This is a genomic window from Rhizobium sp. A22-96 (assembly GCF_053521805.1).
Genome location: NZ_JBNWDQ010000004.1, coordinates 221,765 through 233,704 on the forward strand (window position 1 = coordinate 221,765; position 11,940 = coordinate 233,704).

Sequence of the window (11,940 nt, forward strand, 5' to 3'; positions counted from 1 at the left end):
CGACAGCAAAAAGCCGGGAGAGCGGTGCTCTCCCGGCTTCGATCTTGGGCCCCTTGCGAAGATCAGGCGGCTTCGTGTTCCGTCGTATGTGCCTTGCGGACTTCTTCGTCCGTCAGGATACCACTGGCGCGCAGCAGGGCGGCGAAGCGGCCGTTGCTCTGGCTGAGCGCGCTGAAGCTGCCGTTCTCGATGACGCGACCGTTCTCGAGGAAGAGGACGATATCAGCCTCGCGTACCGTCGACAGGCGGTGGGCGATGATGAAGGTCGTGCGGTTCTGGCGAAGATTGTCGATCGCCGCCTTGACCCTGTTCTCCGTTTCAACGTCGAGCGCGCTTGTGGCTTCGTCAAGCACGAGGATCGGCGCGTCCTTCAGAATGGCGCGGGCAATCGCGATACGCTGGCGTTCACCACCGGACAGCTTGTTGCCACGCTCGCCGACACGGGTCTCGTAGCCGCTTTCGCGGGTTTCGATGAAGTCGTTGGCGGCGGCCGCCTGAGCAGCGCGGATCATCTCTTCCTGGGTCGCGCCTTCGCGGCCGAGGCGGATGTTGTCGCTGATCGAGCGGTTCAGTAGGCCGGCATCCTGGAAGACGGTGGCGATGTAGCGGCGCAGCGAGCGGCGCGTCACCTTGGTAATATCGTTGCCGTCGACGAGGATCTGGCCGGACTGCGGATCGAAGACACGCTGCAGCAGGTTGACCAGCGTCGTCTTGCCGGCGCCGGTCGGGCCGACGATGGCAACGGTCTGGCCAGCCTTCACCTTGAAGGAGATGTCGTGCAGGCCCTGCGAGGTGCTGGCAAAGCCGAAGGAAACGTTGCGGAATTCCACTTCGCCCTTGACGTCCTTGATTTCGGCCAGGCCAGCCGGCTCTTCGCGTTCGCGGACCGAATCTTCCAGCGTGTAGAAGTCCACCAGCTTGGCGCGTGCTTCGAAAATCTGGTTGGCGAAGTTACGCAGCTGTTCCAGACGGCCGATCAGCACGTTGGCGAAGGCGATGAAGGTGATCAGCGCGCCGAGGCTGAGGCTGCCGTCCTGGACGAGCACGGTGCCGATCATCAGGATCGCCATCATGGCAACAGTCGAGGCGGTGCGGTTCAGCGCGCCGGCAAGTGCCCACCAGTCGAGGACCGGATACTGGGCGGCAAGCAGCCGCTCGGTGAAGGACTTCAGCGCCTTGGTTTCGGCTTCGATGCGGTTGTAGCTATGCAGCACCGACACGTTGCTGATCGAGTCGCTGACATGCGAGAAGACCGTATTGTAGTGGCCTTCGACCGAAGTCTGGCCGTCCTTCGTCCGGCTCATGACGAGCTGGCCGATGGTCCAGTAGAAAATGCCGAGCAGGATGAGCACGGCCGAGAGACGCAGGTCCATGGCCATGGCGGTCGGGATCATCACGACCAGCGCAACGGCGGTCGTCAGGTGATTGCGCATGAATTCGAGCCACAGGCCGAACAGTGCTTCGCAGGCACGCAGCAGCGTGTTCAGCGCACTCGCCGTGCCGCGCTGGCTATGCCAGGACAGGGGCATGGAAATGATGCGGCCGAATGCTTCGGTCAGCAAGGATGCGCGGCGGCCATGCGCAAGGCGATCCGCCTCTCGGGACACGACGATGAAGGCCACGGCACTGAACACGGCAAAACCGGCCCAGAGCATCATGGTCGGCGTCACTGCCTCTTTCTTGGCAATGGCGTCGAAGATGCGGCCGAATAGAACCGGTTCGTAGATCGTCGTCATCGCCAATGCGATGTTTGCGATCACGACCATCCAGACGCGATATCGATACGCGCCAAGATACTTCAGGGCTCTTGCATAGACTTTGAACAGCGACACGTCTGGCACCCTCTTGCACAAGCAAAACTAGGAATGCTGCGACACTACAGATCGCTACCTGAACCGGCGATTAACGGAATCTGAAGCTGTTTTCTCACGATAATTTTCGCGTCATACGCGCGAGATCATGTAGCAGGCGCTATCGGTCTTCGCTAAAATATGACAGTTTATGGTTTCTCGTGGCGTCGCGTTCCCATATCGCGCAAGATTTGCCATCCAGGGTTGAATGACAAAAAGCTCGCCATAAGCGTTTAATTCCATGTGGGCATGGGGAGGTCGCTGGCGACGAGGTGCGTTTTGAACCGGGGGGACATGAATGGGGATGTCCGCGCGCCAGCAATTCAGGCTGAAAAGCCAAGGGGTAGATGTGAATATCCATTCTTTATTACAACTGCTTGTGGTCATCGAAGAATGCAAGCTTGCCAAGAATGTCGTGGGTGAACTCGAGCTTGTGCTGCGTTCCTACAAGTTCGATTTTTATGGATTGCTGAAGCAGCCGCGACCGAATGTCGATATCGCCAGCTTCATTCTGGCGGGTCGATGGCCCGACAAATGGCCGCTGACCTATATGAACAAGAGATACATGCTTGTGGATCCGGTGGCGCGCTATGCCACCCGGGCGCAGCGTCCATTTCGCTGGAGCGATGCCGTGGCCGCGCAGAAATTGGACCCGCTTTGGCGGCGAATGGAACAGATGATGGCGGATGCTCGCGCCAACGGGCTGGTCGACGGCTACATCTTCCCGATTCACGGGCGCAACGGTCTGCTTGGCACCATGACGATCGGCGGCGACGCTGTGGATCTGTCGCCGACGGAGCTGTCTCTGTTCGATGCGGTTGCCAAGAAGGCGTTCTGGCGGCTTCTGGAGCTGCGCGACGAGGCGCAATCGCTGGAGGAGGCTGCCAAGGACGATCTGAAGCTGACCAAGCGCGAGCTCGAAGTGCTGAGCCATCTGGCCGATGGCATGACGTCGATCGAGATCAGCCGGCTGCTGGCGATCTCCAATCACACGGTCGATTGGTACATGAACAGCATTCAGGACAAGCTGAAAGCCAAGAACCGACAGCACATCGTTGCCATTGCTTTCAGAAACGGACTTATTCCGTAGCGGCAACTATTTTGATTTCCGACCCGCCGGGGAAATTGACACTTCTTGTGACAAGAAGTTAAGAATTTTCTTCGCGGGTGCAGCATTGCCCGTTTCGATGCATGAGGAGACTGCATTGCCCATTTCCAAGATCCTGGTTGCCAACCGTTCCGAAATCGCCATCCGCGTATTCCGTGCCGCCAACGAGCTTGGCATAAAAACGGTGGCCATCTGGGCCGAGGAAGACAAACTGGCACTGCATCGCTTCAAGGCGGACGAGAGCTATCAGGTGGGCCGCGGCCCGCATCTTGCCCGCGATCTCGGTCCGATCGAGAGCTATCTGTCGATCGACGAGATCATTCGCGTCGCCAAGCTCTCCGGTGCTGATGCGATCCATCCCGGTTACGGACTGCTTTCCGAGAGCCCGGAATTCGTCGATGCCTGCGATGCCGCCGGCATCATCTTCATCGGCCCGCGCGCCGACACGATGCGCCAGCTCGGCAACAAGGTCGCCGCCCGCAATCTGGCGATCTCGGTCGGCGTGCCCGTGGTCCCGGCAACCGAGCCGCTGCCCGACGACATGGCGGAAGTCGCCAAGATGGCCGAAGAGATCGGCTATCCGGTGATGCTCAAGGCATCCTGGGGCGGCGGCGGTCGCGGCATGCGCGCCATCCGCTCCGAGGCCGATCTTGCCAAGGAAGTGACCGAGGCCAAGCGCGAGGCGATGGCTGCCTTCGGCAAGGATGAAGTCTACCTCGAAAAGCTGGTCGAGCGTGCCCGCCACGTCGAAAGCCAGGTGCTTGGTGATACGCACGGCAATGTCGTGCATCTGTTCGAGCGTGACTGTTCCGTTCAGCGCCGCAACCAGAAGGTCGTGGAGCGCGCGCCGGCGCCCTATCTCACCGATGCGCAGCGCCAGGAGCTGGCGGCCTATTCGCTGAAGATCGCCGGAGCAACCAATTATGTCGGTGCCGGCACCGTCGAATATCTGATGGATGCCGATACCGGCAAATTCTACTTCATCGAAGTCAATCCGCGCATCCAGGTCGAGCATACGGTGACCGAAGTCGTCACCGGCATCGATATCGTCAAGGCGCAGATCCACATCCTCGACGGTTTTGCCATCGGCACGCCGGAATCGGGCGTTCCGAAGCAGGCGGATATTCGCCTCAACGGCCATGCACTGCAGTGCCGCGTGACGACAGAAGATCCCGAGCACAATTTCATTCCGGATTATGGCCGCATCACCGCCTATCGTTCTGCCGCCGGCTTCGGCATCCGTCTCGACGGCGGCACGGCCTATTCAGGCGCCATCATCACCCGCTTCTACGATCCGCTGCTGGTCAAGGTGACGGCCTGGGCGTCGACGCCGGACGAGACGATCGCCCGCATGGATCGTGCGCTGCGCGAATTCCGCATCCGCGGCGTGGCGACGAACCTGACCTTCCTCGAAGCGATCATCACCCACCCGAAATTCCGCGACAACAGCTATACGACGCGGTTTATCGATACGACGCCGGAGCTGTTCCAGCAGGTCAAGCGCCAGGATCGCGCCACCAAGCTTTTGACCTATCTCGCCGATGTCACCGTCAACGGTCATCCCGAAACGCGCGGCCGCCCGACACCTTCGCCGAAGGCGTCCGAACCGGTCCTGCCCTATATCGACGCGAAGGTCCCAGACGGCACCAAGCAGCTGCTCGACAAGCTCGGCCCGCAGAAATTCGCCGAATGGATGCGCAATGAAAAACGCGTATTGATGACCGACACGACGATGCGCGACGGCCATCAGTCGCTGCTCGCCACGCGCATGCGTACCTATGATATTGCCAGCGTAGCGGGCACCTATGCGCGCGCCCTGCCGCAGCTGCTGTCGCTGGAATGCTGGGGGGGCGCCACTTTCGACGTTTCCATGCGGTTCCTCACCGAAGATCCGTGGGAGCGCCTGTCGCTCATCCGCGAAGCGGCGCCGAACCTGCTGCTGCAAATGCTGCTGCGCGGCGCCAATGGCGTCGGCTACACCAACTATCCCGACAACGTCGTCAAATACTTCGTTCGTCAGGCTGCCAAGGGTGGTGTCGATCTGTTCCGCGTCTTCGATTGCCTGAACTGGGTCGAAAACATGCGCGTGTCGATGGATGCCGTTGCCGAGGAGAACAAGCTCTGCGAGGCGGCGATCTGCTACACGGGCGATATCCTCAATTCCGCCCGCCCGAAATATGATCTGAAGTACTATACCGATCTTGCCGTCGAGCTGGAAAAGGCCGGTGCGCACATCATCGCGCTGAAGGACATGGCCGGCCTGCTGAAGCCTGCTGCTGCCAAGGTGCTGTTCAAGGCACTGCGCGAGGCGACCGGCCTGCCGATCCACTTCCACACCCATGATACGTCGGGCATTGCGGCTGCAACGGTGCTCGCCGCCGTCGATGCCGGCGTCGATGCCGTCGATGCGGCCATGGATGCGCTGTCGGGTAATACCTCGCAACCATGCCTCGGCTCGATCGTCGAGGCATTGAAGGGCACGGAACGCGATCCGGGCCTCGATCCGGAATGGATCCGCCGCATCTCCTTCTACTGGGAGGCCGTGCGCCACCAGTATGCTGCCTTCGAGAGCGATCTCAAGGGACCGGCTTCGGAAGTCTACCTGCATGAAATGCCCGGTGGACAGTTCACCAACCTCAAGGAACAGGCGCGTTCGCTTGGCCTCGAGACCCGCTGGCACGAGGTGGCGCAGGCCTATGCCGACGCCAACCAGATGTTTGGCGATATCGTCAAGGTAACGCCGTCTTCCAAGGTCGTCGGCGACATGGCGCTGATGATGGTGAGCCAGGACTTGACGGTGTCCGACGTCGTCAGCCCGGATCGGGAGGTTTCCTTTCCGGAATCGGTCGTCTCCATGCTGAAGGGCGATCTCGGCCAGCCGCCGGCCGGATGGCCTGATGCCCTGCAGAAGAAGGCGCTGAAGGGCGACAAGCCCTATACGGTGCGCCCGGGTTCGTTGCTTGCCGAGGCCGATCTCGATGCCGAGCGCAAAGCGATCGAGACCAAGCTGGAGCGCAAGGTCGATGATTTCGAATTCGCCTCCTACCTGATGTATCCGAAGGTCTTCACCGACTATGCGCTGGCCGCAGATACCTATGGCCCGGTCTCGGTGCTGCCGACGCCCGCCTATTTCTATGGCTTGAAGGAAGGCGGCGAGCTGTTTGCCGAAATCGAGAAAGGCAAGACGCTTGTCGTCGTCAACCAGGCGATGACGGCGACCGACGACAAGGGCATGGTGACCGTATTCTTCGAGCTCAACGGCCAGCCACGCCGCATCAAGGTGCCGGATCGCGCCCATGGCGCTTCCGGCAGCGCCGTGCGCCGCAAGGCTGAGACGGGCAATGCAGCCCATGTCGGCGCGCCGATGCCGGGTGTCATCTCCACGGTCTTCGTTTCGTCTGGACAGGCTATCAAGGCCGGCGATGTTCTCGTCTCGATCGAGGCGATGAAGATGGAAACGGCGCTGCATGCGGAGAAGGACGGCACGATCTCCGAGGTGCTGGTGCGCGCCGGCGACCAGATCGACGCCAAGGATCTGCTTGTCGTCTACGGCGCCTGAGCGTCCATAGAGATACGAAAAAGGCCGGCTCGGAGCCGGCCCTTTTTGTGCAGCTTTTCGGACAGAGGCGCAGCCATGACTGATCGTTCCCTGCATATCGGGCAATACGACGTTACACTTCTGCTCGACGGCCTCTTCGAGGCGCCGGCGGATGTGTTGGTCCACGCGGATGGCGATGCTGCCCGGCGGCACGCGATTGAAACCTGGGGCAAGCCGACGCTTCAGGTGAATGTGAACTGCTTCCTTCTGCGCGGGCCTGCCGGGGCTTTTCTGATCGATGCCGGGACGGGCACGTCCTGGGGGCCGAAATACGGCCATGCACGATCGGCATTGCATGATGCGGGTATTTCGCCGGATGAAATCCAGGGCGTTCTGCTCACCCATATCCATGGCGATCATGCACTCGGCCTGTTCGATGGCGACGAGCCGTATTTCCCGCATGCAGAGGTGTTCGTACCGCAGCGTGATATCGCCTTTTTCACCGATCAGGCTGAACGTGAGGCGCTGCCGGAGGCGAGACGCGGTGGCTTCAAGATTGCCGAGCAGCTGCAGCCCGTCTACGGGTCGCGTATAAAGCGGATCGGGCCAGGCGAAGTGCTAGCTGGCGTAGAGGCGCATTCGCTGCCGGGGCACACGCCCGGCCACACAGGCTATCTGCTTCGCGGCGGCGACAATTCCTTGCTGATCTGGGGGGATACCCTGCATGTGGGAGATCTGCAGCCCGGTGACCCGAAAATCGGCCTCGCCTATGATCTCGATCCCGGGCAGGCGGCCCGGACCCGCCAAGCCGCTCTGGAAGATGCGGCCCGCGAAGGCTGGATCGTCGCCGGCGGCCACATTACCGGCTTTGGACGCGTGGAGCGGGGCGCGAAGGGTTACAAGATTCTGCCGGCCTGACATTTCCAGCAGCGGAGAGGAGGACGGGAAACCTTGCCGCAAAAGCCGAGCAAACGAGTTGGCCGAGTGAAGGGGAATGGAGGAGTGACGGAAGCGATTTCCTTGCGGGCGGCAACTGATGCCGATGTCGATGCCATTCGCGCGCTGACGCGCGAGGCCTACGGCAAGTGGGTGCCGCTCATCGGTCGTGAGCCGCTGCCGATGACGGCGGACTATGCCGAAGCCGTGCGCAAGCATCGCATCGATCTCGTGGAGGCCGATGGCGAGCTCGTGGCCCTGATCGAGATGGCGCCGGGCGCCGATCATCTGTTGATCGAGAATATCGCCGTATCGCCCCGCCATCAGGGAAAGGGCATAGGCAAAAAGCTGCTTGCCCATGCCGAGCAAGTGGCTGCTTCGCTCGGCCTGAAGGTACTCCGGCTCTATACCAACAAGCGTTTTGCCGAAAACGTGCAGCTCTATCTGAGACACGGCTATGCGATCGATCGCGAAGAAGCCCTTAAGGACGGCTTTCTCGTCCATATGAGCAAGCATGTCGGTTAGCTGCCCTTCAGCAGGCTCGTTTCTCGATCATGGCAGCCCAGAATGCCGCAAGCAGCGCGAGCAAGGCCGAGATCAGCATCAGGGTGAACAGGGTATGGATTGTCGGCGACCGCTCAAGGAATAGTCCGGCAATGGAGCCGATGAGCGCGCCGCCCGATATCCGCATGGCGGCGGCGAGCCCCGCGGCTGTCCCGACCATATCTGATCGTACCGACATCGCGCCGCTATTGGCCGCCGGCATGGTGAGGCCGTTGCCGATGCCGATGAAGATGCAGGGGCCGAAGAGCGCCCAAACATGCGTCATGCCGGACAGCGACAGGGCAAGGCCTGATATCAAGCCGATACAGGTCAGAAACCGCGCCGTGACCAGGATCATGCCGAGCGGGATGCGTGCCCCGTAGCGGCCGGCCAGATAGCTGCCGAGTATAAAGCCGGCGGGAACCAGGCCCATATAGAAGCCGAGCATTGCGCTTGAGCCGCCAAGCGTGTCGCCGATCGTGAGCGGCGCCCCTCCGAGGAAGATATAGAGCACGCCCATCGAGCACGCCATGCAGAGCGTAAAGGCCCAGAATCGCGCCGAGCGCAGGAGCAGGCCGTAAGAGGCAAGATAGTTTCTCCGCGCATCCGGCGTGGGCGCTCTCGATCCCTTCAGTTCGCGTAGGGACAGAAGAAAGGCCGCGATGCCGAGGATTGCGAGGGTGACGAAGCTTGCCTGCCAGCCGAAAACCTCGTCCAGCGAACCGCCAAACAGGGGGCCGACCATGGGCGCCAGCGCCCATCCCATGGCGAGATAGCCGAATTTGCTGGCGGCCTCCCGATCGTTTGAAGTTTCCTTGATGATGACGAGGGCGACGGAGTAGCAGGGGCCGATGCACGCCTGCATCATGCGGCATAGGAGGAAGATGCCGATGTCAGGAGCGAGAGCGCAGCCGATCGAGGCGACGATGAAGACCGAGAGGGCCGTCAGGACGACCGGCCGGCGGCCGAAGCGGTCCGATATCGCGCCGCCGATCGCCTCCAGGAACGCAGTGACGATGGAAAAGCCGGCAACCGAGAGGTTCACGAGGGCGAAATCAGCATGGAATGCCGCAGCGATCTTCGGCAGCGAGGGCAGGATCATGTTGACCGGCAGCACGGCAAGCGCCGAAAGCAGGATGAGGGTCGTCAGCCGCGGCGGCGCCCTTTCAGTTTCCGGGTTTTCGATGGTTTGCTTTGCTGAACTTTCGATGCGGCTCTGGTTGCGCGTCATGGCCTTGTCCGTCTTGGAAGTGGGGGAGGTCGAGGAAGATCTGACGAGGTGCTGCCCGGATTTCAGGCAATAAAAAAGGCCCCGTCAGGAGCCTGCTTACCGCGCATGGGAGCTTTCGCCGGATGGTTACACCATCCTGCCCATGCGCCTTCCTACCACTACCATGACCAATGCCGTGTTCATGGCATAAGAGCTAACCAGAAAGCTGCATGCCGTCAATGCGCCTCTTAAGGCGCAAGGGGCGCTTCGCGATGCCCTGCCGCTCATATGTCGTAGCTGTGGCCGGCATTGAGCGTGGAGATGAATTGCTTGGTGCGCTCCTGCGCCGGGGCGCCGAAGATGCTGCGGGAGGAGCCGGTCTCGACGATGTTGCCCGCTTCGAGAAAGACCACATTATTGGCGATCTTCGAGGCAAGCCGCAGGTCGTGCGTCGCCATCACCATGGTCGTGCCCTCATTGGCAAGCTTGCCGAGAACATCGACCACTTCCGCCGCCAATTCCGGATCGAGGGCCGAGGTCGGCTCATCGCAGAGGAGCACGCGCGGCGAGGGGGCAAGCGCGCGGGCGATCGCCACACGCTGCTGTTGACCGCCTGACAGTGTCGAGGGCCACGCGTCGATCTTGTGCGCCATGCCAACCTTGGTCAGAAGCTCGACGGCGCGGGCGCGAGCCTTGTCTTGCGGCCAGCGCAGCACGGTCGTCAGGCCTTCCATGACATTGCCGATGGCGGTCTGATGCGGAAAGAGCTGGAAATTCTGGAAGACCATGCCGGTCTGGCGACGGATCTTCTGGATGTCCTGCCAGGCAGGCTTCTTGCCGGGCTGGAAGGTGGCCGTCTCGTCGCCGATGCGGATGGTGCCGGCCGTAGGGATTTCGAGGAGATTGATGCAGCGCAGAAGCGTGCTCTTGCCGCCGCCCGAGGGTCCGACAAGCGCCGTCACCGTGCCTTCGGGGATGACGAGGCTGATATCCTTGAGGATGACGTTTTCGCCGAAGCGTTTTTCGATATGCGACAGCTCGATCATGCCTGTGCCTCCAGCGTGCCGCCGGAGCGGGCGAAACGGCGTTCGAGGTAGCCCTGCAGCGTCGACAGGAAGGTGCTGAGCACGAGATAGATAATGGCCGCCTCGATATAGAGGATCAGCGGCTCATAGGTGGTCGCGACGATGCGCTGCGCGGCCTGGAACAGCTCCGGCACGGTGATGGCGGCGGCAAGCGAGGTGTCCTTGACCAGCGAGATGAAGGTGTTGGACAGCGGCGGCACGGCAACGCGGGCCGCCTGTGGCAGGATGGTGCGGCTCATCGCCTGGCGCCAGTTCATGCCGATGGAATAGGCCGCTTCCCACTGGCCCTTGGGCACGGAGGAGATGACGGCGCGGATGATTTCGGACGAGTAGGCGCCGACATTCAGTGTGAAGCCGATGACGGCGGCGGGGAAAGCATCCAGCAGGATGCCCATGCTCGGCAGGCCGTAGAAGATGACGAAGAGCTGCACCAGAAGCGGCGTGCCGCGGATCACCCAGACATAGAAACGCGCGACGGCGACGAGCGGTCGCGGGCCAAACAGCCTGACGACAGCGGTGACGAGGCCGAGCAGCAGGCCGAGGACGAAGGTGATCAGGGTGAGCGGGATGGTGAAGACGAGCCCTGCCCAAAGCAGCGTACCCAAAGACTCCCACATCAATTGCAACCAGTGCTCCACGCAGAAGCGCCCTTTCCATAAGAGAATGCGTCCGGAGATGTCCCCGGACGCATCTTTTTCACAATTTCACGTTTCTGCCTATTCCCTTACTTCGAAACGTCCTGTCCGAAGTATTTCTTGGAGATCTTGTCATAGGTGCCATCGGCCTTGATATCGGCCAGTGCCTTGTTGATGGCGGCCTGCAGTTCCGGCTCCCCCTTGCGGATGATGGCGCCGGAATAATCGGCATTGGCCTGCTGGGCGACGATCTTCACCGGCGCGTCGGGCTTGTGCTTCTTGAAGTCGAGGAAGGAGAGGCTGTCGTTGATCGTCGCATCGGCGCGGCCGGTCAGCACAAGTTGGATCGACTGGTCGAAGCCGTCGGTGCCGACGAGTTCGGCGCCGGACTCGGTGGCGAGCTTGCCGAAGTTGCTGGTCAGCGACTGTGCAGACTTCTTGCCCTTGAGATCAGGGAAATCCTTGATGTCGGTGTTGCTGTCCTTGACGATCAGCACGGCCTTGGAAGCGATGTAGGGATCGGAGAAATCATACTTCTGCTTGCGGGCATCGGTGATGCCGACTTCGTTGATGACGGTGTCGTAGCGGTTGGCATCGAGACCGGCGATCAGGCCGTCCCACTTGCCTTCCAGGAACTGCGCCTTGACGCCGAGCTTCCCGGCAATGGCTTCGGCGATCTCGATATCGAAGCCGGTGAGCTTGCCGCTCTCGTCATGAAAGGTGAATGGCGCATAGGTGCCTTCCGTACCGACCTTCAGCACACCGGCAGCCTGGATCGCCTTGAGGTTGTCGCCGGCATGGGCGGGCACGAGGAGCGCGGCCTGCACGAGGGCGGCAGCAGCAACAGTCTTCAACCAGTTCATCGTTTTCTTCCGTTTCTGGAGAGCGGTTTCAATCAATGTGGCATACATCGCAGAAAAATTGCATCGCGGAAGCGTAGAAAACTGCAAGATAAAAGGGCAATTGCGAATATTTTTCTCAAAGGGGGAGGGTTGGTGATTTCTGGGGCGGGGTAAGGCAACGTTTTTAGGCGTT

At 61.1% G+C, this 11,940-nt stretch carries 9 protein-coding genes; 4 read left to right on the forward strand and 5 right to left on the reverse strand.

Translation table 11 applies throughout. The annotated features are described in order from the left end of the window. Positions 1 to 62: 62 nt before the first annotated feature. Positions 63 to 1,832 (reverse strand): glucan ABC transporter ATP-binding protein/ permease, encoded by a 1,770-nt coding sequence (locus ACQZ6F_RS19365; RefSeq protein ID WP_174072649.1) that lies wholly within the window; start codon positions 1,830 to 1,832, stop codon positions 63 to 65. Between the two features lie 367 nt (positions 1,833 to 2,199). Between ACQZ6F_RS19365 and ACQZ6F_RS19370 the strand changes: the two genes are divergently transcribed. The 4 genes from ACQZ6F_RS19370 (at position 2,200) to ACQZ6F_RS19385 (ending at position 7,957) form a co-directional block, all read left to right on the forward strand. Continuing rightward, complete coding sequence (locus ACQZ6F_RS19370; RefSeq protein ID WP_077470526.1) at positions 2,200 to 2,940, forward strand: helix-turn-helix transcriptional regulator; 741 nt, start codon at positions 2,200 to 2,202, stop codon at positions 2,938 to 2,940. Positions 2,941 to 3,055: 115 nt separating this feature from the next. Continuing rightward, positions 3,056 to 6,517 carry a pyruvate carboxylase gene (gene pyc, locus ACQZ6F_RS19375; protein ID WP_449093969.1) on the forward strand — a complete coding sequence of 1,154 codons (3,462 nt, stop codon included), beginning with the start codon at positions 3,056 to 3,058 and terminating at the stop codon, positions 6,515 to 6,517. A 75-nt stretch (positions 6,518 to 6,592) separates the two neighbouring features. Beyond that, the gene (gene aidB, locus ACQZ6F_RS19380) at positions 6,593 to 7,414 is read left to right on the forward strand and encodes an AidB family quorum-quenching N-acyl homoserine lactonase (protein WP_449093968.1); all 822 of its coding nucleotides are present in this window, start codon (positions 6,593 to 6,595) and stop codon (positions 7,412 to 7,414) included. An 84-nt stretch (positions 7,415 to 7,498) separates the two neighbouring features. Further along, positions 7,499 to 7,957, forward strand: a complete 459-nt coding sequence (locus ACQZ6F_RS19385; protein ID WP_449093967.1) for a GNAT family N-acetyltransferase — start codon at positions 7,499 to 7,501, stop codon at positions 7,955 to 7,957. Between the two features lie 7 nt (positions 7,958 to 7,964). Here ACQZ6F_RS19385 and ACQZ6F_RS19390 read toward each other — a convergent pair whose 3' ends face one another. The 4 genes from ACQZ6F_RS19390 to ACQZ6F_RS19405 all read right to left on the reverse strand — a co-directional run bounded on the left by ACQZ6F_RS19390 (position 7,965) and on the right by ACQZ6F_RS19405 (position 11,768). Further along, positions 7,965 to 9,206, reverse strand: coding sequence for a multidrug effflux MFS transporter (locus tag ACQZ6F_RS19390; RefSeq protein WP_449093966.1), 1,242 nt, complete (start codon positions 9,204 to 9,206; stop codon positions 7,965 to 7,967). Positions 9,207 to 9,469: 263 nt separating this feature from the next. Beyond that, a complete protein-coding gene (locus tag ACQZ6F_RS19395; protein WP_174072643.1) occupies positions 9,470 to 10,231 on the reverse strand; it encodes an amino acid ABC transporter ATP-binding protein in 762 nt (253 codons plus the stop codon). Then, positions 10,228 to 10,908, reverse strand: a complete 681-nt coding sequence (locus ACQZ6F_RS19400; protein WP_077470493.1) for an amino acid ABC transporter permease — start codon at positions 10,906 to 10,908, stop codon at positions 10,228 to 10,230. Before ACQZ6F_RS19400 ends, ACQZ6F_RS19395 begins: the two co-directional genes overlap by 4 nt. Before the next feature lie 86 nt (positions 10,909 to 10,994). After that, positions 10,995 to 11,768, reverse strand: a complete 774-nt coding sequence (locus tag ACQZ6F_RS19405) for an amino acid ABC transporter substrate-binding protein (RefSeq protein ID WP_449093965.1) — start codon at positions 11,766 to 11,768, stop codon at positions 10,995 to 10,997. Positions 11,769 to 11,940: the final 172 nt, after the last annotated feature.

Bases quoted from the DNA above. Each gene is read 5' to 3' on its own strand.
- aidB (WP_449093968.1), top strand. From the start codon at position 6,593: ATGACTGATCGTTCCCTGCATATCGGGCAATACGACGTTACACTTCTG.
- ACQZ6F_RS19390 (WP_449093966.1), bottom strand. From the start codon at position 9,206: ATGACGCGCAACCAGAGCCGCATCGAAAGTTCAGCAAAGCAAACCATC.
- ACQZ6F_RS19395 (WP_174072643.1), bottom strand. From the start codon at position 10,231: ATGATCGAGCTGTCGCATATCGAAAAACGCTTCGGCGAAAACGTCATC.
- ACQZ6F_RS19405 (WP_449093965.1), bottom strand. From the start codon at position 11,768: ATGAACTGGTTGAAGACTGTTGCTGCTGCCGCCCTCGTGCAGGCCGCG.